Below are 22,038 nucleotides of genomic sequence, written 5' to 3'. Positions count from 1 at the left end.
TGTGACCTTCAAGGCTGTGACCACCGGAGCGCCGACCGCCAAGACCGGGACCACCAGGTCGATACGGACCGGTGGCGGACTCTCCGTACGGTACGAGCCCCGCGCCGCGCTCTCCGCGCTCGCGCTGCTCGTCCTCACCCTCGCCGGGGGCGTCGTCCTCATCGGCAGCGGTGACTTCCCCATCGCGCCCGGGGAGGTGCTCGCCACCCTGCTGGGCAACGGCACCGTCGCCCAGGAGTTCGTCGTCCAGGACCTGCGCCTGCCGCGCGTCCTCGTCGCCGTGTTCGTCGGGGCCGCGCTCGGCATCGGCGGAGCGGTCTTCCAGTCCATCTCCCGCAACCCGCTCGGCAGCCCCGACGTCATCGGCTTCGGGCAGGGCGCGACCGTCGGCGCGCTCACCGTCATCGTGCTCTTCCAGGGCAGCGCCACCGCCGCAGCGGGCGGAGCCGTCGTCGGCGCCCTGATCACCGGCGCCGCGATCTACCTGCTCGCCTGGAAGCGCGGAGTCCACGGCTACCGCCTCGTCCTCATCGGCATCGGCGCGGCCGCCATGCTCACCTCCGCCATCCACTACCTCATCACCAAGGCCAACCTCGTCGACGCGACACGCGCCACGGTGTGGATGACCGGCTCACTGGACGGGCGTGACTGGGAGCAGTTCTGGCCGCTGCTCGGCGTCTGCTGCGTACTGATCCCGCTCGTCCTCGGGCACGGACGGGCCCTGCGGATGCTGGAGATGGGCGACGACGCCGCGTACGCCCTCGGCGTGCGGGTCGAACGGACCCGTATCGTGCTGATGGGCTCCGCCGTGCTGCTCGTCGCCGTCGCCACCGCCGCCGCGGGACCCATCGTCTTCGTCTCGCTCAGCGCGCCCCAGCTGGCCCGCCGGCTGACCCGCTCACCCGGACCCAACCTCGCCACCTCCGCCCTCATGGGCTCCGCGCTGCTGCTCGTCGCGGACTGGACCGCGACCAACGCCTTCGGCGACCGGCAACTGCCCGTCGGTGTCATCACCGGCGTGCTGGGCGGCTGCTATCTGCTGTGGCTGCTCGTCTCGGAACGCAAGGCGGGACGGATATGAACGAGAAGAACCTCAGGAGCACCTCCATGGACGGTCAGACCCAGTCCCAGCCCCAGCCCCAGTCCCGGACGCAGCGGCTCAGGGCGGAGTCGGTCACCCTCGCCTACGACCAGCGGATCATCGCCCGCGACCTGTCCGTCGCGATCCCCGACAACTCCTTCACGGTCATCGTCGGACCCAACGCCTGCGGCAAGTCGACGCTCCTGCGCGCCCTGTCCCGGATGCTCAAGCCCTCCGAGGGCCGCGTGCTCCTCGACGGCCAGACCATCCACACCATGCCCGCGAAGAAGGTCGCCAAGACGCTCGGGCTGCTGCCCCAGTCCTCCATCGCCCCCGACGGCATCACGGTCGCCGACCTGGTGGCCCGCGGCCGCTACCCGCACCAGGGCCTGCTGCGCCAGTGGTCGCCGGAGGACGAGCGGATCGTGCAGGAGTCGATGGCCGCGACCGGCGTCGCCGAGCTGGCGGAGCGGTACGTCGACGAGTTGTCCGGCGGCCAGCGCCAGCGGGTGTGGATCGCGATGGCGCTCGCCCAGCAGACCCCGCTGCTGCTCCTCGACGAGCCCACGACCTTCCTCGACATCCAGCACCAGATCGACGTACTCGACCTGTGCGCGGAGCTGCACGAGACCCAGGGCAGGACCCTGGTCGCCGTCCTGCACGACCTCAACCACGCCGCCCGGTACGCCACCCACCTCATCGCCGTCCGCGGCGGAGAGGTGGTCGCGGAGGGCCCGCCGTCCGAGGTCGTGACGGCCGAGCTGGTGGAGCGGGTCTTCGGACTGCGCTGCCAGGTCATCGAGGACCCGGAGACCGGGACGCCGCTGGTCGTGCCCGCGGGGCGGAAGGCCCGGGCCACGCGGCAGGAGCCGGCGCGGAAGCAGGAGCCCGCGCTACAGAAGTGAGCGCAGCCGGAGCAGATCGCGGAAGCCGGCCTCCAGCCTGACCCGGCCGGAGGCCCACGCCTTCGCGAAGTTCAGCTGCCCGTCCACCATCGCCACCAGGTCGTCGCCGGTCATCGCCAGACGGATCTCCGCCTTGCCGGGCGGCGGTCCCGGCACCGTGTCCTGGACCTCGATCCGGCCGTCCGCGAGACGGCCGGTGAACGTCGTGTCCAGGTCCTTGATGTGGCAGCTCAGGGTGCGGTCGAGCGCGGCGGCGCCGCGCACGTCGCCGTCCGCGCGCAGAAGCGAGTCCGAAAGTCTGTCGAGTGCGCTGCGGCACTCCTCGATCGTGGCCATCGTGATCGACCGTACCCCAGGGCTTCGCGATAGCGTCGGGGGATGAGCGACGTGACGGATGTGACGCCGGACCCGGGCCCCGATCCGGGCCCCGACCCCGGCCCCGATCCGGGCCCTGACCTGGACCCGGACCTGGGCGCCGGCCAGGGCGCGGCGCCGGTCTCGGGCCCGGGCGGCGAGGACGGGACGGCCGAGAAGGGCGCGTACGAGCCCGTCGCGCCGACTCCCCTCGGCGTCGTGCGCACCCCCACCGGACGTCCCGCCGTGGACACCCTCCTGGAGCGGCTTTCGGACGCGGACCACCTTCCGGCCGACGGACACCTGGAGGTGTACGAGGATGTACACCGTGGGCTGCGGGACGAGCTGACCTCGCTCGACGCCGTCCGCCCCGGACCGACCCCCGGACCGGGACCGACACCGCCGACATCGTCGTACGACCACAGGAGCTGAACCCAAAGTGGCAGGAGTGGCACGCCGCCGTCTGGACGCCGAGCTGGTACGCCGCAAGCTCGCCCGCTCGCGCGAGCACGCCAGCCAGCTGATCGCGGCGGGGCGGGTGAGTGTCGGCAAGACCGTGGCGACCAAGCCCGCCACCCAGGTGGAGACCGCCGCGGCCATCGTCGTCGCCCAGGACGACGCCGACCCCGACTACGTCTCGCGCGGCGGCCACAAGCTCGCCGGGGCCTTCGCCGCCTTCGTACCGCAGGGACTGCGGGTCGAGGGGCGGCGGGCCCTCGACGCGGGCGCGTCGACCGGCGGCTTCACCGACGTCCTCCTGCGGTCCGGCGCCGCGCACGTCGTCGCCGTCGACGTCGGCTACGGACAGCTCGCCTGGTCGTTGCAGAGCGACGACCGGGTCACCGTGAAGGACCGTACGAACGTCCGCGAGCTGACCCTCGACGCGATCGACGGAACACCGGTCGACCTCGTCGTCGGCGACCTCTCCTTCATCCCGCTCGGCCTCGTCCTGCCCGCTCTGGTGCGCTGCACCGCCCCCGACGCGGACCTGGTGCTGATGGTCAAGCCGCAGTTCGAGGTGGGCAAGGAACGGCTCGGCACCGGCGGCGTCGTCCGCAGCACCGAGCTGCGGGCGGACGCCGTACGGAACGTGGCGCGCCAGGCCGGCGAGCTCGGGCTCGGGGTGCTGGGCGTCACCGCGAGCCCCCTGCCCGGGCCGTCCGGCAACGTCGAGTACTTTCTGTGGCTGCGGGCCGGGGCGCCCGCGCTCGATCCGGCGGAAGTCGACCGCGCCGTGGCGGAGGGACCTCGTTGAGCTCAACGACAGCAGCACAGCGCACCGTTTTCCTGCTCGCGCACACCGGCCGGCCGGCCGCCGTGCGCAGCGCCGAACTCGTCGTCCTCGGGCTGCTGCGCAGCGGGATCGGCGTCCGCGTCCTGGAGGCGGAGGCGGTGGACCTGCCGCTGCCGCCCTCCGTGGAGGTGGTGCCGGAGGCCTGCTCCGACGCCCTGGAGGGGTGTGAGCTGCTGGTGGTCCTCGGCGGCGACGGGACCCTCCTGCGCGGCTCCGAGTTCTCCCGGGCGTCCGGTGTGCCGATGCTCGGCGTCAACCTGGGACGTGTCGGCTTCCTCGCGGAGGCCGAGCGCGACGACCTCGACAAGGTCGTCGACCGCGTCGTCACGCGCGCGTACGAGGTCGAGGAGCGGATGACCCTCGACGTCGTCGTGTACGAGAACGGGGACGTCCTGCACCGCGACTGGGCCCTGAACGAGGCCGCCGTGCAGAAGGTCTCGCCCGAGCGGATGCTGGAGGTCGTGCTCGCCATCGACGGCCGGCCGGTCACAGGATTCGGCTGTGACGGAGTGATCTGCGCGACCCCGACGGGCTCGACCGCGTACGCCTTCTCGGCCGGCGGACCGGTGATCTGGCCGGAGGTCGAGGCCCTGCTGATGGTTCCGATCGGGGCGCACGCGCTGTTCGCCAAGCCGCTGGTGACCACCCCGGAATCGGTGCTGACCGTGGAGGTCGAGCCGCACACCCCGCACGGTGTGCTGTGGTGCGACGGACGGCGGACGGTGGAACTCCCGGCGGGCGCACGGGTGGAGGTGCGGCGCGGGGAGGTTCCCGTACGGCTGGCCCGACTGCACCACGCCTCGTTCACGGACCGCCTGGTGGCGAAGTTCGCCCTGCCGGTGTCGGGCTGGCGCGGCGCGCCGCACTAGGCGGCGGACCGGCTCGGCCGGCCGCCGCGCTCTCCCCACCCCCACGGGTGACAGCCGCCTTCCCGACCTGCGTGTTCGCACCGTTCCGGCAGGGGCCGTCGCACAGCCGGGCCTCGACCTCGTAAGGTCTTCCCCGTGCTGGAGGAGATGCGGATACGGTCGCTCGGGGTCATCGACGACGCTGTTGTCGAGCTGTCACCCGGTTTCACCGCGGTGACCGGTGAGACCGGTGCGGGCAAGACCATGGTGGTGACGAGCCTGGGGCTGCTGCTCGGCGGACGCGCCGACGCCGCCCTGGTGCGGATCGGCGCGGGCTCGGCCGTCGTCGAGGGGCGGATCACCCTGCCCGAGGGCGCGGCGGCCGCCGCGCGGGCGGAGGAGGCCGGAGCCGAGCTCGACGACGGCGCGCTGCTCATCAGCCGGACGATCTCGGCCGAGGGGCGCTCGCGCGCCCATCTCGGCGGGCGTTCCGTGCCCGTCGGCCTGCTCGCCGAGCTCGCCGACGAACTCGTCGCCGTGCACGGCCAGACCGACCAGCAGGGCCTGCTCAAGCCGGCCCGCCAGCGCGGGGCCCTCGACCGGTACGCGGGCGACGCCGTCGCCGTACCGCTGGCCGCCTACGGGGAGGCGTACCGGCGGCTGCGCGCCGTCGTGGCCGAGCTGGACGAGATCACCACGCGCGCGCGGGAACGGGCCCAGGAGGCCGATCTGCTGCGCTTCGGCCTCGGTGAGATCGAGGCCGTCGAGCCGCGGGCCGGAGAGGACGTCGAGCTGGCCGCGGAGGCGGAGCGGCTCGGGCACGCCGAGGCCCTCGCCTCCGCCGCAGCCCTGGCGCACGCGGCGCTCGCCGGACAGCCCGAGGACCCGGAGGCCGTCGACGCGACGACCCTGGTCGCGGGCGCCGGGCGGGCCCTGGAAGCCGTACGGTCGCACGATCCGGCGCTGGCCGCGCTCGCGGACCGGATGGGCGAGATCTCCATCCTGCTCGCCGACGTGGCCGGGGAACTGGCCGGGTACGCCGACAACCTGGACGCCGACCCGCGCCGGCTCGCGGCCGTCGAGGAGCGGCGGGCGGCGCTGACCCAGCTCACCCGGAAGTACGGCGCGGACGTCTCCGCCGTCCTGGCGTGGGCCCAGGAGAGCGCGGCCCGGCTCACCGAGCTGGAGGGCGACGACGACCGGGTCGGGGAGCTGACGGCCGAGCGGGACGCGCTGCGGACCGAACTGTCGGTCCTCGCCCAGGCGCTCACCGACGCCCGTACGGAGGCGGCGGCACGGTTCGCCGACGCCGTCACCGCCGAACTGGCCTCGCTCGCCATGCCGCACGCGCGCGTGTCCTTCGACATCCGGCAGACCGAGGACCCCGAGGGCGTCGAGGTCGGCGGGCGGACCGTGGCCTACGGACCGTCCGGGGCCGACGAGGTGGAGCTGCTGCTCGCCCCGCACCCGGGCGCTCCGCCGCGGCCGATCGCGAAGGGCGCGTCCGGGGGTGAGCTGTCCCGGGTGATGCTGGCGGTCGAGGTCGTCTTCGCGGGTACGGACCCGGTGCCGACGTACCTCTTCGACGAGGTCGACGCGGGCGTCGGCGGCAAGGCGGCCGTGGAGATCGGCCGCCGCCTGGCCAAGCTCGCCAAGTCCGCGCAGGTCGTGGTCGTCACGCACCTGCCGCAGGTGGCGGCCTTCGCCGACCGGCAGCTGCTGGTGGAGAAGACGAACGACGGGTCCGTGACCCGCTCCGGGGTCACCGTCCTGGAGGGCGAGGACCGGGTGCGCGAGCTGTCGCGGATGCTGGCCGGCCAGGAGGACTCGGAGACGGCCAGGGCCCACGCGGAGGAGCTGCTGGCGACGGCGCGGGCGGACGCCTGACGCCCCTCGCCTGTCGCTCTCGTGGAGCGAGTCCGGCGCCCGACGGCGGCCGGTGGGGGGCGAGGGAGGGCTGGGAGTTCCGTCCCGCTTCCCTCGTGCCGAGCGCCGCGGCCTAGGCTGGGCTCCATGATCGGAAAGCTGGGCAGGCTCGGGACGCTCGCCGTGGCCGCGGGCGTGAGCCGGGCCGTGTACGCCGGGCTGCGGCGTCACGACGACGAGCGGTGGCGGCGGAAGAACTACGCCGGACGCGACGTCGACCTGTACGCCGGGCCCGCGACCGCCGTCGGGACCGCGCTGGCCGCGGCGAGCGCGGCGCGAAGGGGGTCCTGCCGGCCGGAGGCCGGGGGAGGGCCGGTCGCCTTCGCGGTGCTCGCCGCCGGCGCCTGTGGGGCCTACGACGACCTGCGGGGCGACCACCGGAGGGGCTTCCGGGCACACCTCGGCGCCCTGCGGCACGGCGAGGTCACCAGCGGCGCCGTGAAGCTGCTCGGGATCGGTGCGGCCGGGCTCGTGGCCGGGGCGCTGCTGAAGGAGCGTCCGGCGGACAAGGTCCTGGCCGGCGTGGTGATCGCGGGGACCGCACACCTCGTCAACCTCGTGGACGTGGCCCCCGGGCGCGCCGCGTTGACGGTATGGGGGCTCGGCGCCGCGGGACTGCTGCGCGGCCCGCTCGCCGCCGCGCCGATGGGCGCCGCGGCCGCGATCCTCGCCGACGACCTCGGCGAGCGCACCATGCTCGGGGACACGGGCGCGCACGCGCTCGGCGCGGCCCTCGGCGGCGCGATCGCCGCCGGCAACAGGCGGTTCGGACTCGCCGTCCACGCGGCGGGCCTCATCGCCGCGGCGGCGTACGCCGAGCGGCGTGAAGGCCCGTCAGTACCTTCGTACGCTCACCCATGTGAGTGATCCCGCCCGGCGAGTTGAGGGCTCGGACACGGGAACGACGCGGCTTCGGTGCCGGAACGTGCGTACGGGCTGGCATCCTTGGGCGCGTGACACAGCTCCGTACGGTCCAAGTGCTGGGCGGCGGCAGCGCGGGCAGCAGCGCTCACGTCAGATCACTTGCCTCGGGGCTGGTGGCGAGGGGCGTGCGGGTGACCGTGTGCGCCCCGGCCGAACTCGACCGCGCCTACGACTTCATCGGTGCCGGCGCGCACTTCGTTCCCGTCCCGCGCCGCAACGACCCCGCGACCGTCGCGGCGCTCCGTAACGCCTGCATCGGCGCGGACGTCGTGCACGCCCACGGACTGCACGCCTCGGTGCGGGCGATGCTCGCGCTGGCGGGCGGGGCGCGGACGCCGTCGCTCGTGACGACCTGGCACACCCGTCACCATGCGGAGGGCGCGCGGGGCGGGCTGGTGCGGCTGCTCGAACGAAGGACCGTGCGGGCGGCGGCGGTCGTCCTTGGTACGTCCTCCGAACTCGTCGACCGGGCGCGGCGGCGCGGGGCTCGGGACGCCCGGCTCGCTCCGGTGACGGTGCCGGCGTCGCGTGCACCGGTCTGCCTGCACGACGGGAAGGCACGGGCGGACCTCGGGGCGGTGGACCGGCCGCTGCTCATGGCCGTCGGCGCGCTGGTGCCCGAGCGGGGGTACGGGACCCTGCTGGACGCGGCGCGGTTGTGGCGTGACCTGGATCCGCAGCCGCTGCTGGTGATCGCGGGGGAGGGGCGTGAACGGGGGGCGCTCCAGCGGAGGATCGAGGACGAGGGCCTGGCGGTCCGGCTGATCGGCAGCCGGGACGACGTGGCGGAGCTGCTGGCGGCGGCGGACGTGGCGGTGCTGCCGTCGCGGTGGGAGGCCCGCTCGCCCCTGGCGCAGGAGGCCCTGCGGCTCGGTGTCCCGCTGGTCGCGACGGCGGTGGGCGGCGTGCCGGAACTGGTGGGGGACGCGGCGGAGTTGGTGCCGTGGGGCGACGCGGCGGCGCTGGCAACGGCCGTGCGGGGCCTGCTGACGGACGTGGACCGACGGATGGACCTGGCGGCTGCGGGGCGGGTGCAGGCGCGCACCTGGCCGACGGAGGACGAGACGATCGCGCACGTCCTGAGCGTGTACGACGAACTGTCGGACCGCCGCCGCTGAGCGCGGGGGCGGGCGGATGCCCCCGGGATGCCCCCGGAGACCCCCGCCCCTCCCGGACGGCGCCCTGCCGCCGCTTCCCGGAGCAGGTCGACCCAGGCAGGCCCGCTCCCCGGGTCCCGCTTCCCGTGCCCCCGCTCCCCGGTGCCCCCGCTCCCCGTGCCCCGCTACGCGGTGTGGCGTCTCGCCCGGAGCGCCAGGGACAGTGCCAGGACCGTCTGCGGGTCGTCCAGGTCCGTGCCGAGGAGTTCGGAGATGCGGGCCAGGCGGTTGTAGAGCGTCTGGCGGTTCAGGTGGAGTTCGCGGGCCGTCTCCGCCTTGCGGCCCGCATGGGCCAGGTACGTCTCCAGGGTCGGCAGCAGCGGCGGGCGCGAGGTGCGGTCGTGGTCCCGCAGGGGGCCGATCGCGCGGTCCACGAACGCCGCCAGGTCCGGGTGCTCCCGCAGGCGCCACAGCAGCAGGTCGATGTCCAGGCGCCGCGCGTCGTACCAGGGGCGGTCCGACAGCCCCTGCGCCGCCGTCGCCGTCTCGCCCGCGTGCCGCAGGGACGCCGACGCCGCCGCCCAGCCGCCCGCGACGCCCACCACGACCACCGGCTGGTGCGCGCCCGAACGGTCGCGGCCGGCCCGCTCCACGCCCGCGCGCAGCGCCGCCGCGACCCGGTCCGCCACCGCCGTACGCTCCGACTCCGACCGCAGGCCCAGCAGCAGCGGCACCCGTCCCTCCACCGGGCGGACGCCCAGCAGGACGGGGACGCCCACGGACGACAGCTCCTCCAGGACCGCCCGGGCGAGCAACGCCCAGTTACCCGAGGGGGAGAGCTCCGAGGCGAGCCGCATCACCACGGGGAGCAGCGGTCCGTCGCCCGGGCGGAAGCCCAGCACCCGCGCCTGCGCCGGCGCGTCCTCCGCCGTGATCCGCCCCTCCGCCAGGTCCGTCAGGAAGTCGCCCCGCCCGCGGGCCGCCAGCTCCTCCTCCTGCCGGGCCTGCATCAGGACGACCGCCAGGATCCCCGCCGCCCGCTCCGCCGCCATCCGGTGCACCAAGGAGAGGGGACCCGAGACGGACAGCAGCACCAGGCGGGCGCGGACCGAACCCGCCCCCGGACCCCCGCCCGGCACGTCCACCAGCACCGACCCCGTCGGCGGGCCCGACTCCCGTGCCGCCCGCTGACCCCGCAGCCCGTCCCACACCTGGAGCGGGTCCGCCGGGGCCGTCTCCGTGCCCGCGGCGTAGAGCAGCTGCCCGTCCGCGGTCTCCAGGAAGACCGGGTTCGCGGCGAAGTCGGCCAGGATCCGCAGGACCTGCGGCACCCCGCCCCCGCCGAGCAGCGCCTCCGTGCACTGCCGGTGCACCTCCTCCGCCTGCCGCAGGAGCGCGTAATGACCGTTGACGATCTCGGTGTGGATCTCCTCCGTCACCGCGACGAACGGGACCTCCCGATGAAGCTGCACCAGCGGCAGGCCGGCCGAACGCGCCGTCTCCACGATCGTCGCCGGCAGTCGCGAGAAGCGCGGGCCCAGCTCCACCACGAGCGCGGCGATGCCCCGCTCCGCGAGCCGCCGCACGAACGCCCGCTGTTCCGCCGGGCGGGTGCCGAGCCCCAGACCCGTGGTGAGCAGCAGCTCGCCGCCCTTGAGCAGGGACGCGATGTTCGGAACCTCGCCCGCGTGCACCCAGCGCACCGTCCGGTGCAGCCGGTCCGCCCCGGCGACGACCTCCGGGAGGCCGCTGCGGAGCCCGGGCAGTTCCAGCGCCCGCTGCACGGTGATCCCGCCCTGATTGTCCATGGAGCCGGACGCTACCCGGGGACATGTTGCGGGGACATCACCCGACGGTCACGGGACCCGACACATCGTCCGTACTGTCGACAACTCGTCGCCTCGACAGGCCAATTGTGCGACCGCATGTCGATTGTGGCGTACATCACCCCGGAGGATCCTTTCCGGCCATGGCACAGAACCCCACCCCAACCTCCACCCCCGCGGTGCACCGGCTCAAGGCCAACTCGGTCGGGCTCGTCGGCGTCGTCTTCATGGCCGTCGCCACCGCCGCCCCGATCACGGCGATGACCGGGAACCTTCCCATCGCCGTCGGCTTCGGCAACGGCACCGGCGCCCCCGCCGGCTATCTCTTCGCGACGCTCGTCCTGACCGTCTTCTCGGTCGGCTACGTCGCCATGGCCAAGCGGATCACCGCCGCCGGCGCCTTCTACGGCTACATCTCGCACGGCCTCGGCCGGATCGCCGGCATGGCCTCCGGCATGCTCGCCGTCCTCGCCTACATCGTCTTCGAGGCGTCGATCGTCGGCGTGTTCGCCTACTTCACCAAGACGACGGTCGCCGATCAGCTCGGTCTGGACCTGCCCTGGATCGTCTACGCGGCGGCCATGCTCGCCGTCACCGCCGTCCTCGCGTACTTCGACATCAACCTCACCGCCAAGGCCCTCGGCGTCATGCTGATCGCGGAGATCGCCGTCCTCTTCGCGGTCGCCACCGCCGTACTCATCGCCGGCGGCGGGCCCGACGGCATCCCCGTCGAGCCGATCAACCCCGCGAACGCCTTCACCGGCGCGTCCGCCGGCCTCGGCCTCTTCTTCGCCTTCTGGTCCTGGGTCGGCTTCGAGTCGACCGCGATGTACGGCGAGGAGTCCCGCGACCCCAAGCGCGTCATCCCCCGGGCGACCCTCATCTCCGTCGTCGGCGTCGGCCTCTTCTACATCTACGTCTCCTGGATGGCGATCGCGGGCAACGGGCTCGCGGGTTCGGTGACGCTGTCGTCCTCGGCGAACCCCCTGGACCTGTTCTTCGCGCCCACCCGAACCTTCATCGGCGCCTGGGCCGTCGACGCCTTCCAGTGGCTGCTGCTCACCGGCTCCTTCGCCTGCGGCATGGCCTTCCACCAGTGCGCCTCCCGCTATCTCTACGCCATCGGCCGCGAAGGCTTCCTCCACCCCGCGCTCGGCCGGACGCACGCCAAGCACGGCTCCCCGTACATCGCCTCCTACGTCCAGAGCGCCATCGCGGTGCTCCTCGTCGGCGCGTTCTGGCTCACCGGGCAGGACCCGTACATCCACCTCTACACCCTGCTCGCCATCCTCGGCACGATGGCGATCCTCATCGTCCAGACGCTCTGCTCCTTCGCCGTCATCGGGTACTTCCGCAAGAACCACCCCGAGGACCGGCACTGGTTCAAGACCCTCACCGCGCCCCTCCTCGGCGGCATCGGGATGACCGCCGTGGTCGTCCTGCTGATCGTCAACATGGAGACCGCCGCAGGGCTCGCCGCCGACTCGCTCTTCTTCGAGGCGATCCCCTGGATCGTCGGCGCCGTCTTCTTCGGCGGCCTCGGCCTCGGCCTCTACCTCAAGGCCAAGCGGCCCGAGCGCTACGAGATCATCGGCCGGATCGTCCTGGAGGACGCCACCGAGCGCGACGACGACGAGCAGCCCGCCCCCGCCCCCACCGCCGTCACCCAGAGCTGAACCCTCACCCCCTCCAGGAGCGCCCCATGGCACGCACCAACCCGATGCACCTCCTGAAGCACCTCGCCGCCGAGCACGCCGACGCCCGACGGCTCGGCGTTCCCGTCGACGAGCTGAGGGAGATGCGGTCCGACACCCTCGGCCGGCGATCCCTCCTGAAGTACGCCGCCGCCGCCGGCATCGCCGTCTCCGCGGGCGCGGCCGTCTCCCGGCCCGCGGTGGCCCGGGCCGTGACCCCCGCCCGCGTCGCGGTCGTCGGCGCCGGCATCTCCGGCCTCACCGCCGCCCTCACCCTCCAGGACGCGGGCGTCACACCGACGCTCTACGAGGCCAACCCCTCGCGCGTCGGCGGCCGCATGTGGACCCAACGGAGCCACTGGGCGTACGGGCAGACCTCCGAGATCGGCGGCGAGCTGATCGACACCAGCCACAAGAAGATCCTGGAGCTCTGTCGCCGCTTCGACCTCCCCGTCGAGGACTTCCTCGGCGGCGGCCCCACCGGGGCCGAGGAGGTCCTCTGGTTCAACGGCACGTACTACCCGCGCCACCAGGCCGACGAGGACTTCAAGGCCGTCTACCAGTCCCTGCACCGCGACCTGTCCGAGGCGGGCGAGGTGAAGTGGAACCAGACCACGCCCACCGGCACCGCACTCGACAACATGTCGATATACGAATGGATCGAGACCAGGGTCCCCGGCGGACACTCCTCGCCCCTGGGGAAGTTCATCGACGTCGCCTACAACGTCGAGTACGGCGCCGACACCACCGAGCAGTCCTCCCTCGCCCTCGTCCTGCTGATGGGCTATCAGACCAATCCGGGCCACTTCAACGTCTGGGGCCTGTCCAACGAGCGGTACCACATCACCGGCGGCAACGACCGGCTCCCGAACGCCATCGCGGGCGCCCTCGCCCCCGGCACACTGCGCCGGGGCTGGTCGCTCACCGCCGTACGGGCCAACGCCGACGGCACCCAGACCCTGACCTTCACCGAGGCCGGTACCGTCCGGACCGTCACCGCCGACCACACGATCCTCTGCCTCCCCCTGCCGATCCTGAAACAGCTCGACCTCGGCCGGGCCGGCTTCGACCCGCTCATGCAGAACCTGCTGCGGGACGCGCGGATGGGGCACTGCACCAAACTCAACATGCAGTTCGCCACCCGCCCCTGGCGCGGTACCGGCGCCTGGCCCGGTGTCTCGGCCGGCGACTGCTTCACCGACAGCGAGGTCCAGCAGACCTGGGACACCACCAAGATCCAGGGCGGCACGGGAGGCATCCTCATCCAGTACGGCGGCGGCAGCCTCGCCCAGGCCCTCACCCCGGCGGGGCCGTTCTCCACCGAGTCCGACCCGTACGTACGGGACCTGGTCGGCCGGTACCTGCGCGGTATCGACGCCTTCTTCCCCGGGACCTCGAAGGCGTACATGGGCCGCGCCCAGCTCTCCGCCTGGCACCGCAATCCGTACACCCTCGGCGCCTACTCCTGCTGGCCGGTCGGCTATCTGCACCGGTACGCGGGGTACGAGGGCACCGCCCAGGGCAACATCCACATCGGCGGCGAGCACTGCAGCTACGACTTCCAGGGATTCATGGAAGGCGGCGCCACCGAGGGCGAGCGGGCCGCCCGGGAGGTGATCGCCGCCCTGACGTGAGTCAGCCGGCCGGTGTGATGTTGTGGTTGAGACGGAAGACGTTGTCGGGGTCGTACGCGGCCTTGACGGCGGCGAGCCGGCGGTACTTCTCGGCGCCGAACCCCGAGACGACCCGCTCCTCGCCCTCGGCGCCGATGAAGTTGAGATACACGGCGCCGGTCGACCACGGCCTCACATCGGCCCGCACATCGCGCACCCACCGCTTCGCCGGCTCGTCGAGGGCCGGGTCCTCCCAGGTGGCGAAGGGGTGGACGGCCCAGGGCGCCGTCCGCCACGGCAGCGGGTGGTCGGCCGGTCCCGCCGCCACCGCCCCGCCCATCATGAACAGCACGTGCTGACAGGAGGTGGGCATCGGGATCTGCGCGCCGCGCGAACAGAAGACGTCCACGGCCGCGTCGGGACACTCGCTCAGATACTCCGCCGACCAGTAGTTCCGCAGCCCCGGCGGGTCGTCGATCATGCACTGGAGATCCGCGTACGCGATGTCCGTGACGACCTCGATCACCGGGCCCAGCGCGAACAGCGGCGCCGACAGCTCGCGGACCTCGGCGACCGGCCCGGCATGGGTGAAGATCGTGCCGCAGACCAGTCGGCCGACGAGATGCTCGGGGACGAAGGGCGCCGGCGGCGCGGGGAAGTAGATGACGCCGCCGCCCACCTCGTCCGGGGCGGACTCCCCCAGATCCCGGAAGGTCCGCACCACGTCAGGGGCCTTCTCGGGCAGGAAGAACAGCATCGCCACGCTCATCCGCGGCAGCCGGTGCACCCGCAGGGTGAGCGAGGTCGCCACGCCGAAGTTCCCGCCGCCGCCGTGCAGCGCCCAGAACAGCTCCGGGTTCTCCTCCGCGTCCGTGTGCACGTGCTTGCCCTCGGCGGTGATCAGCTCGGCGGCGAGGAGGTTGTCGCAGGCGAGCCCGAACTTCCGCTCCAGCCAGCCCGATCCACCGCCCAGCGTGAAGCCGCCGACACCGGTGGTGGACGCCCGCCCGCCCGTCGTCGCCACCCGGAACGGCTGGCAGGCGTGGTCCATGTGGCTCATGGTCGCGCCGCCCTCGACCCGTACGGTCATGTCCTCCGGATCGACGACGACCTTGTGCATCCGGCGCAGGTCGATGACGAGACCGTCGTCGACGACCGAGTTCCCGGCGACGCTGTGCCCGCCGCCGCGCACCGCGATCGGCAGCTCGGTCTCCCGGCCGAAGAGGACCGCGTTGGAGACGTCCTCCTGGGTCGCGCACTGCGCGACGACCGCCGGACGCCGGTCGATCATGCCGTTGTGGACCGTCCGCGCTTCGTCGTAGCCCGGATCGCCGGGCACGTACACCTCTCCCGCCAGATCCTCACGGAGTCCGGTCAGAGCGGTGGGCGGGACACTGCGGACGCTGTTCTGGGGAGCCACGGGAAGCCCCCCTTTCCGAGGGGGGACAGGACCCCTTCAGCGTATTGCGCCGAGCCGCCTCCCGCGCGTCCCGCCCGCCGTCAGCCGCCGTACGCCCCGCTCGCCGTGAGCCGCAGCGCCGTGTCGATCAGCGGGACGTGGCTGAACGCCTGCGGGAAGTTGCCCACCTGCCGCTGCAGCCGCGGGTCCCACTCCTCCGCGAGGAGCCCCAGGTCGTTGCGGAGCGCGAGCAGCCGCTCGAAGAGCTTGCGCGCCTCGTCCACCCGCCCGATCATCGCCAGGTCGTCGGCGAGCCAGAACGAGCAGGCGAGGAAGGCGCCCTCGTCGCCCTCCAGGCCGTCCACACCGGCCTCCTCGCCCGCGGTCGGGTAACGCAGCACGAAGCCGTCCTCGGTGGACAGCTCCCGCTGGATCGCCTCGATCGTGCCGATGACCCGCTTGTCGTCCGGCGGCAGGAAGCCCATCTGCGGAATCAGCAGCAGCGAGGCGTCCAGCTCCTTGGAGCCGTACGACTGCGTGAAGGTGTTCCGCTCCGGGTCGTAGCCCTTCTCGCAGACGTCCCGGTGGATCTCGTCGCGCAGATCGCGCCAGCGCTCCAGCGGGCCGTCGGCGTCCCCGGACTCGATGAGCTTGATCGTGCGGTCGACCGCCACCCAGGCCATGACCTTGGAGTGCACGAAGTGCCGGCGCGGGCCGCGCACCTCCCAGATGCCCTCGTCGGGCTGGTCCCAGTGCGTCTCCAGGTACCGGATGAGCTTCAGCTGGAGGAGGGCGGCGTAGTCGTTGCGGGACAGGCCGGTCATGTGCGCCAGGTGCAGCGCCTCGGTGACCTCGCCGTACACGTCCAGCTGGAGCTGGTTGGCCGCCCCGTTGCCCACTCGGACCGGCCCGGAGTTCTCGTATCCCGGCAGCCAGTCCAGCTCGGCCTCGCCGAGCTCACGCTCGCCGGCGATCCCGTACATGATCTGCAGGTTCTCCGGGTCGCCCGCGACCGCGCGGAGCAGCCAGTCCCGCCAGGCGCGGGCCTCCTCGCGGTAGCCGGTGCGCAGCATCGACGACAGGGTGATCGCGGCGTCGCGCAGCCAGGTGTAGCGGTAGTCCCAGTTCCGGACGCCACCGATCTCCTCCGGCAGGGAGGTGGTCGGCGCGGCGACGATGCCGCCCGTGGGGGCGTAGGTCAGCGCCTTCAGCGTGATCAGCGAGCGGACCACGGCCTCGCGGTACGGCCCGTGGTACGTGCAGTGCTCGACCCACTCGCGCCAGAAGTCGACGGTCGCCTCCAGCGAACCCTCCGGGTCCGGCAGCGGCGGCGGCTCCTTGTGCGAGGGCTGCCAGCTCAGCGTGAAGGTGATGCGGTCACCGGGGGTGACGGTGAACTCGGAGTACGTCGTGAGGTTCTTGCCGTGCGTCTCGACGGCCGTGTCCAGCCACACCGAGTCGGGGCCGGCGACGGCGACGGTACGGTCGCCGACCTTGTGGACCCAGGGCACCACACGGCCGTAGCTGAAGCGCATCCGCAGCGCGGAGCTCATCTGCACCCGGCCGGAGACGCCCTCCACGATCCGGATCAGCTGCGGGGCGCCGTCACGCGGCGGCATGAAGTCGGTCACCCGGACCGTGCCGCGCGGGGTGTCCCACTCGGATTCCAGGATGAGCGAGTCGCCGACGTAGCGGCGGCGATCGGCCGGGGCGGGGGCGGAGCCGTTGGGTCCCGAGGGACTCACCCGCCAGAATCCGTGTTCCTCCGTGCCGAGAAGTCCGGCGAAGACGGCGTGGGAATCGAAGCGGGGCAGGCACAGCCAGTCGACGCTGCCGTCCCGGCAGACCAGTGCGGCGGTCTGCATGTCTCCGATGAGTGCGTAATCCTCGATGCGCCCGGCCACGTGCTATCTCCAGTCGAACGGCCAACGTCCGCCCCGCGGGGCGCTTCCTACAGATGGTGCCAGCAGTCAAGGCATCGTTGACGAGCTCTTGCTTCCGGTTGACTGGCGGGGGTGGTGCCGATGGCCGGTCCGGCTCGGCTAGGGAGTGTCCGAGCAGGATACGACGCCCCCTGGGCACGGGCGGCAACGTACTTGTAACGGCGCTGCGCCGAACGGGTGAGGCTCGTGTGACCCGTCTCGTGACCTGGGACGTCGCGGTGCGTGTGCACCCGACTGCCCCGTGTGGCCGGAAGCGGTGTCCCGTTGTCGCTGATACCCTGGTACCCCGTGGACCGGTGGGAAACGGCGACAGCCGAGCCCCCGCAACCGCAGCGACGGCACCCCCCGATTCTTGCCGAGGGGCAGCCGGAACGCACCTCCAGAACGCGACCACGGGAGCCCCCTCTTGGCGATGCCGCCCAAAACCACGACGACCAAGCACATCTTCGTCACCGGGGGTGTCGCCTCCTCCCTCGGCAAGGGCCTGACCGCCTCCAGCCTGGGTGCGCTCCTCAAGGCGCGGGGCCTGCGGGTCACGATGCAGAAGCTCGACCCGTACCTGAACGTCGACCCCGGCACGATGAACCCGTTCCAGCACGGTGAGGTGTTCGTCACCAACGACGGCGCCGAGACCGACCTGGACATCGGCCACTACGAGCGCTTCCTCGACGTCGACCTCGACGGCTCGGCCAACGTCACCACCGGCCAGGTCTACTCGCAGGTCATCGCCAAGGAGCGGCGCGGCGAGTATCTCGGCGACACCGTCCAGGTCATCCCGCACATCACCAACGAGATCAAGTCCCGGATCCGCCGCATGGCGACCGACGACGTCGACGTGGTCATCACCGAGGTCGGCGGCACGGTCGGCGACATCGAGTCGCTGCCGTTCCTGGAGACCGTCCGCCAGGTCCGTCACGAGGTCGGCCGCGACAACGTCTTCGTCGTGCACATCTCGCTGCTGCCCTACATCGGCCCCTCCGGCGAGCTGAAGACCAAGCCGACCCAGCACTCCGTCGCCGCGCTGCGCAACATCGGCATCCAGCCGGACGCGATCGTCCTGCGCGCTGACCGTGACGTCCCCACCGCCATCAAGCGCAAGATCTCGCTGATGTGCGACGTGGACGAGGCCGCCGTCGTCGCCGCCATCGACGCCAAGTCGATCTACGACATCCCCAAGGTGCTGCACACCGAGGGCCTGGACGCCTACGTCGTGCGCAAGCTCGACCTGCCGTTCCGCGACGTGGACTGGTCCACCTGGGACGACCTGCTGGACCGCGTCCACAACCCGCTGCACGAGGTCACGGTCGCGCTCGTCGGCAAGTACATCGACCTGCCCGACGCGTACCTCTCGATCACCGAGGCCATGCGGGCCGGCGGCTTCGCCAACAAGGCGCGGGTCAAGGTCAAGTGGGTCACCTCCGACGACTGCAAGACGCAGGCCGGCGCCGAGAAGCAGCTCGGTGACGTCGACGCGATCCTGATCCCCGGCGGCTTCGGCGACCGCGGTGTCAACGGCAAGATCGGCGCGATCCAGTACGCCCGCGAGAACAAGGTCCCGCTGCTGGGCATCTGCCTGGGCCTGCAGTGCATCGTGATCGAGGCCGCGCGGAACCTGGCCGACATCCCGGAGGCGAACTCCACCGAGTTCGACGCGGCGACCGCGCACCCCGTCGTCTCGACGATGGAGGAGCAGCTCGCGTTCGTCGAGGGTGCCGGCGACCTGGGCGGAACGATGCGCCTGGGCCTGTACCCGGCGAAGCTCGCCGAGGGCTCGATCGTGCGCGAGGTCTACGACGACCAGCCGTACGTCGAGGAGCGCCACCGCCACCGCTACGAGGTGAACAACGCCTACCGCGGCGAGCTGGAGAAGAAGGCCGGTCTGGTCTTCTCGGGCACCTCGCCCGACAACAAGCTCGTGGAGTACGTCGAGTACCCGCGCGACGTGCACCCCTACCTGGTCGCCACGCAGGCCCACCCGGAGCTGCGCTCGCGTCCGACGCGTCCGCACCCGCTCTTCGCCGGCCTGGTCAAGGCGGCCGTCGAACGGCAGCAGGATGCGCTCAAGACGGGCAAGTAGGACGAGGCGTTAACGTTGCCGGGGTACGGGTCTTGATCGACCCGTACCCCGGCTTTCGTGTGTGGTTCGTGTGGGAGGACGCAGATGGAGTTGCAGGACACCCCGGAGGAGTGGCAGGTCGTCGCGACGACGACCCCCTTCCAGGGAGCGAAGACGAGTGTCCGTACGGACGACGTGGTCATGCCCGACGGCACGGTCGCGCGCCGCGACTACCAGGTCCACCCCGGCTCGGTGGCGGTCCTCGCCCTCGACGACCAGGACCAGGTGCTGCTGCTCAAGCAGTACCGGCACCCCGTGCGGCAGAAGCTGTGGGAGATCCCGGCGGGGCTCCTCGACGTGCCGGGGGAGAACCCGCTGCGCGCGGCGCAGCGCGAGCTGTACGAGGAGGCGCACGTCAAGGCCGAGGACTGGCGGGTCCTCGCCGACGTCTACACGACGCCCGGTGGCTGCGACGAGGCGGTCCGGATCTTCCTCGCGCGGAACCTCTCGGACATGGAGGGCGAGCGCTTCGAGGTCGCGGACGAGGAGGCCGACATGGAGCTGGCCCGCGTGCCGGTGGCGGACCTCCTGAAGGGTGTGCTGGCGGGTGAGCTGCACAACAACTGCCTGGTGGTGGGCGTGCTCTCGCTGACGGCGGCCCGCGCGGCCGAGGGCCTCGACGCCCTGCGCCCGGCGAACGCCCCGTGGCCGGCCCGCCCGTTCGAGGCATAGCCCCACCCCCGTGGCGGGCGTCCGCCCTGCCGGGTGGTGCCCGCCCCTTTCGTCACGGGACGGCGGGGTCCCCTGAAAAGCCCTCCGGTCTGAAGATCTGCTGATCCGATCGGGGGACCCCTCCGCCCTGCTCCGCCAGGTCCGGCACATGCCCTGAACTACGCTCGGGATCGCCCGTGCGGAGCCCCCCGCGGGATCGGCTCGTGCGCAGGTGGACGGGAGCGTGGCCCGTGACGGATCAGGCGGTGGCAGCGGGCGCAGTACGGAACTTCTTCGGCCGGCAGCGGGAGTTGAAAGCCCTGCGCGCCGACATCGAACGGACCGGACTCGACACCCTCGCCGGCCGCAAGGCCCCCCGCGCCCGTGTCCTGCTCGTCGCGGGCCGGCCCGGCTCGGGGCGGACGGCGCTCGCCGAAGAACTCGTCGCCGGCCTCGCCGACGCCTACCCCGACGGCGTCTTCCGCGCCCGGCTGACCGAACCGGGCGGCGACCCGGTCCCCACCGGCCGCGTCGCACAGGGTCTGCTCCAGGACCTGGGGGTCGCCGAACCCCCCGGCGCCGGTGAGGACGAGCTGACCGAGCTGGTCCGCGAGGCCCTCGCCGTACGCCGTACCGTCCTCGTGCTCGACGACGCCGTCGACGCCGAGCAGGTCGACCCGCTGATCCCCGACAACCCCGACGCCCTCGTCGTCGCCGTGGCCCGGGGCCCCCTGACCGGGATCCCCGACGTCCGCCCGTGCACCCTCGGCGGCCTCGACCCCAAGTCCTCGATCGAGCTGCTCACCACCTACACCGGTTCGGTCCGGGTGACGGTCGACCCGCAGGCCGCCGAGACCCTCGCCGAGGAGTGCGGCGGCCAGCCAGCCGCCCTCGTCCTCGCCGGCGGCTGGCTCGCCGCCCGTCCCAAGGCTTCCGTCGCCGACCTGGCCAAGCGGCTGCGCGCCCTCACCGGCGACCCGCTCTCCCGGGCGTTCCAGCTGGTCCACGAGTCGCTGGCCGCACCGGCCGCCCAGACCCTGCGATTCCTCTCCCTCGCCCCTCTCGGCCGAGCCGACGCGCACACGGCCTCCGCCCTGGCCGGCTGCTCCGTCTCGGCCGCCGCGAACACCCTGGCCGGTTTCGTGACGCTCGGTCTCGTCACGGACCGGGGGGACGGGCAGTACGAGGTTCCGGGCCACCTGGTCCCCCTCCTGCGCGCGCAGATGGAGGAGCTCGACCGGCCCGCCGAGGTGCAGCTCGCCCGGGCCCGGATGCTGGAGCGGACCGTACGGCTCCTCCAGTCCTGCCGGGCGGTCACCGAACCCGAGGGGTCCTCCGCCCGCAAGAAGCTCGCCGGGCTGCCCCGGGCCCTGCGCTTCACGAGCGTGCCCGCCGCCGCCGAGTGGCTGACCGGCCGCCGGCCGGTCCTGCTGGCCTCGGCACGGCTCGCCGTCGCCGACGGCGACCTCGACACCCTGGCCCGCCGGCTGGTCGCCGCCCTGGTCAGGGCCGAAACGGCGCACCGGGGCGCGGAGGCGGCGGCGCCGGATCTCTACGGCCTGCACCGGCTGGTCCTGGACGTGGCCGAGCGGCGCGGACTGCACCGCGAACGGGCCGCCGCCCTGCTGAACCTCGCCGATCTCGACGCCCGCACCGGCCGCACCCAGGACGCCCTGGCCCGTTACCGGACCGCGCTCGACGCCGGACGGGCCGCGAACGACCCGTACGCGATCGGCCGGGCGATGGAATCCGTAGGGGGTTCCTACCAGGAGCTGGGGGACTGGCAGCGGGCCGGCGACTGGTACGGCCGCGCGCTCGCCCAGCGGCTCGCGCGCGACGAGCGGGCCGACCAGGCCCGGCTGTACGCACGGCTCGGCGCGGTGCAGACCTACGCGGGCCGCTACGGCGAGGCCCTGCGGAACTGGCGCGCCGCCGCCGCGGGCTACCGCCGGCTCGGCGATCTGCCGGGCTACGCAAGGGCGTTGAGCGAGGCGGCCCGGGTCCAGGAGTACGCCGGCCGGCCCGAGGAATCCCTGCGGACCTGCGAGGAGGCGGTCGAGTGGGCCCGGCGGGCCCAGGACGTACGGCTCCAGGCCGCGCTCCAGCTCCGGCTTGCCGACACCCTCGACCGGCTCGGCGACCCCGCCGCGGCCCGTTTGCATCGGTCCGCGGCCGAAAGACTCCTGGGAACCGCCTCCTCCGCCTACGAAATCCGCAGTGCTTCCGACGAAGATTAATGCTTTGCAAGGCTAGACAGGGAGAACTCCTTCATTAGACTGGGTGCGCCGCGTTCGACCGCGGTCTGCCCCGGTGCGCCGTAGCGCATCCGGGTATGTATCGCATTGCCCCCAGATATCCCCCTGATTC

At 72.8% G+C, this 22,038-nt stretch carries 17 protein-coding genes; 13 read left to right on the top strand and 4 right to left on the bottom strand.

The genetic code is table 11. The annotated features are described in order from the left end of the window. Window positions 1-16 precede the first annotated feature (16 nt). Window positions 17-1,081, top strand: a complete 1,065-nt coding sequence (locus ACZ4VW_RS29880) for a FecCD family ABC transporter permease (RefSeq protein ID WP_467967805.1) — start codon at window positions 17-19, stop codon at window positions 1,079-1,081. Between the two features lie 26 nt (window positions 1,082-1,107). After that, window positions 1,108-1,986 carry an ABC transporter ATP-binding protein gene (locus tag ACZ4VW_RS29875; RefSeq protein ID WP_467967803.1) on the top strand — a complete coding sequence of 293 codons (879 nt, stop codon included), beginning with the start codon at window positions 1,108-1,110 and terminating at the stop codon, window positions 1,984-1,986. Here the strand turns inward: ACZ4VW_RS29875 and ACZ4VW_RS29870 are convergent. After that, window positions 1,975-2,322 carry an SCP2 sterol-binding domain-containing protein gene (locus ACZ4VW_RS29870; protein ID WP_467967786.1) on the bottom strand — a complete coding sequence of 116 codons (348 nt, stop codon included), beginning with the start codon at window positions 2,320-2,322 and terminating at the stop codon, window positions 1,975-1,977. The two genes, ACZ4VW_RS29875 and ACZ4VW_RS29870, sit on opposite strands and share 12 nt — an antisense overlap. A gap of 42 nt (window positions 2,323-2,364) precedes the next feature. Here ACZ4VW_RS29870 and ACZ4VW_RS29865 point away from each other — a divergent pair, with 42 nt between their 5' ends. The 6 genes from ACZ4VW_RS29865 to ACZ4VW_RS29840 all read left to right on the top strand — a co-directional run bounded on the left by ACZ4VW_RS29865 (window position 2,365) and on the right by ACZ4VW_RS29840 (window position 8,450). Further along, a complete protein-coding gene (locus ACZ4VW_RS29865; RefSeq protein ID WP_467967784.1) occupies window positions 2,365-2,772 on the top strand; it encodes a hypothetical protein in 408 nt (135 codons plus the stop codon). A 7-nt stretch (window positions 2,773-2,779) separates the two neighbouring features. After that, a complete protein-coding gene (locus ACZ4VW_RS29860) occupies window positions 2,780-3,595 on the top strand; it encodes a TlyA family RNA methyltransferase (protein WP_467967782.1) in 816 nt (271 codons plus the stop codon). Further along, entirely contained in the window at window positions 3,592-4,503 is a 912-nt protein-coding gene (locus ACZ4VW_RS29855; RefSeq protein WP_467967780.1) for an NAD kinase, read from the top strand. Before ACZ4VW_RS29860 ends, ACZ4VW_RS29855 begins: the two co-directional genes overlap by 4 nt. Window positions 4,504-4,650: 147 nt before the next feature. Next, window positions 4,651-6,369 (top strand): DNA repair protein RecN, encoded by a 1,719-nt coding sequence (gene recN / locus ACZ4VW_RS29850; protein ID WP_467967801.1) that lies wholly within the window; start codon window positions 4,651-4,653, stop codon window positions 6,367-6,369. Between the two features lie 126 nt (window positions 6,370-6,495). Next, window positions 6,496-7,275, top strand: a complete 780-nt coding sequence (locus tag ACZ4VW_RS29845; RefSeq protein ID WP_467967778.1) for a hypothetical protein — start codon at window positions 6,496-6,498, stop codon at window positions 7,273-7,275. A gap of 86 nt (window positions 7,276-7,361) precedes the next feature. Beyond that, a complete protein-coding gene (locus ACZ4VW_RS29840) occupies window positions 7,362-8,450 on the top strand; it encodes a glycosyltransferase family 4 protein (protein ID WP_467967776.1) in 1,089 nt (362 codons plus the stop codon). Between the two features lie 164 nt (window positions 8,451-8,614). On the opposite strand, the gene ACZ4VW_RS29835 is transcribed toward ACZ4VW_RS29840, so the two are convergent. Then, on the bottom strand, window positions 8,615-10,237 hold the full coding sequence (locus tag ACZ4VW_RS29835; protein ID WP_467967775.1) for a PucR family transcriptional regulator: 1,623 nt from the start codon (window positions 10,235-10,237) through the stop codon (window positions 8,615-8,617). 161 nt (window positions 10,238-10,398) lie between these two features. Here ACZ4VW_RS29835 and ACZ4VW_RS29830 point away from each other — a divergent pair, with 161 nt between their 5' ends. After that, window positions 10,399-11,931 (top strand): APC family permease, encoded by a 1,533-nt coding sequence (locus ACZ4VW_RS29830; RefSeq protein ID WP_467967773.1) that lies wholly within the window; start codon window positions 10,399-10,401, stop codon window positions 11,929-11,931. A 26-nt stretch (window positions 11,932-11,957) separates the two neighbouring features. Next, the gene (locus ACZ4VW_RS29825) at window positions 11,958-13,583 is read left to right on the top strand and encodes a flavin monoamine oxidase family protein (protein ID WP_467967771.1); all 1,626 of its coding nucleotides are present in this window, start codon (window positions 11,958-11,960) and stop codon (window positions 13,581-13,583) included. A 1-nt stretch (window position 13,584) separates the two neighbouring features. On the opposite strand, the gene ACZ4VW_RS29820 is transcribed toward ACZ4VW_RS29825, so the two are convergent. After that, entirely contained in the window at window positions 13,585-14,982 is a 1,398-nt protein-coding gene (locus tag ACZ4VW_RS29820) for an FAD-binding oxidoreductase (RefSeq protein WP_467967769.1), read from the bottom strand. 80 nt (window positions 14,983-15,062) lie between these two features. Continuing rightward, entirely contained in the window at window positions 15,063-16,865 is a 1,803-nt protein-coding gene (locus ACZ4VW_RS29815) for a glycoside hydrolase family 15 protein (RefSeq protein WP_467967768.1), read from the bottom strand. Window positions 16,866-17,316: 451 nt separating this feature from the next. Between ACZ4VW_RS29815 and ACZ4VW_RS29810 the strand changes: the two genes are divergently transcribed. The 3 genes from ACZ4VW_RS29810 to ACZ4VW_RS29800 all read left to right on the top strand — a co-directional run bounded on the left by ACZ4VW_RS29810 (window position 17,317) and on the right by ACZ4VW_RS29800 (window position 21,908). Further along, window positions 17,317-18,981, top strand: a complete 1,665-nt coding sequence (locus ACZ4VW_RS29810; protein WP_467967766.1) for a CTP synthase — start codon at window positions 17,317-17,319, stop codon at window positions 18,979-18,981. 84 nt (window positions 18,982-19,065) lie between these two features. Further along, a complete protein-coding gene (locus tag ACZ4VW_RS29805) occupies window positions 19,066-19,692 on the top strand; it encodes an NUDIX domain-containing protein (protein WP_467967764.1) in 627 nt (208 codons plus the stop codon). A gap of 230 nt (window positions 19,693-19,922) precedes the next feature. Next, a complete protein-coding gene (locus tag ACZ4VW_RS29800) occupies window positions 19,923-21,908 on the top strand; it encodes a tetratricopeptide repeat protein (protein WP_467967762.1) in 1,986 nt (661 codons plus the stop codon). The last annotated feature ends 130 nt before the right edge of the window (window positions 21,909-22,038 follow it).

This window comes from Streptomyces sp. NPDC029139, assembly GCF_055564335.1.
The sequence above is the reverse complement of the archived record's forward strand: the minus strand, read 5'-3'. Positions and strand labels throughout refer to the sequence as shown.

What these genes read in the sequence shown, in the direction of transcription:
- ACZ4VW_RS29870 (WP_467967786.1), bottom strand. Translation starts at nt 2,322, where the DNA reads ATGGCCACGATCGAGGAGTGCCGCAGCGCACTCGACAGACTTTCGGAC.
- recN (WP_467967801.1), top strand. Translation starts at nt 4,651, where the DNA reads ATGCGGATACGGTCGCTCGGGGTCATCGACGACGCTGTTGTCGAGCTG.
- ACZ4VW_RS29810 (WP_467967766.1), top strand. Translation starts at nt 17,317, where the DNA reads ATGCCGCCCAAAACCACGACGACCAAGCACATCTTCGTCACCGGGGGT.
- ACZ4VW_RS29865 (WP_467967784.1), top strand. Translation starts at nt 2,365, where the DNA reads ATGAGCGACGTGACGGATGTGACGCCGGACCCGGGCCCCGATCCGGGC.
- ACZ4VW_RS29875 (WP_467967803.1), top strand. Translation starts at nt 1,108, where the DNA reads ATGGACGGTCAGACCCAGTCCCAGCCCCAGCCCCAGTCCCGGACGCAG.
- ACZ4VW_RS29825 (WP_467967771.1), top strand. Translation starts at nt 11,958, where the DNA reads ATGGCACGCACCAACCCGATGCACCTCCTGAAGCACCTCGCCGCCGAG.
- ACZ4VW_RS29805 (WP_467967764.1), top strand. Translation starts at nt 19,066, where the DNA reads ATGGAGTTGCAGGACACCCCGGAGGAGTGGCAGGTCGTCGCGACGACG.
- ACZ4VW_RS29845 (WP_467967778.1), top strand. Translation starts at nt 6,496, where the DNA reads ATGATCGGAAAGCTGGGCAGGCTCGGGACGCTCGCCGTGGCCGCGGGC.
- ACZ4VW_RS29835 (WP_467967775.1), bottom strand. Translation starts at nt 10,237, where the DNA reads ATGGACAATCAGGGCGGGATCACCGTGCAGCGGGCGCTGGAACTGCCC.
- ACZ4VW_RS29830 (WP_467967773.1), top strand. Translation starts at nt 10,399, where the DNA reads ATGGCACAGAACCCCACCCCAACCTCCACCCCCGCGGTGCACCGGCTC.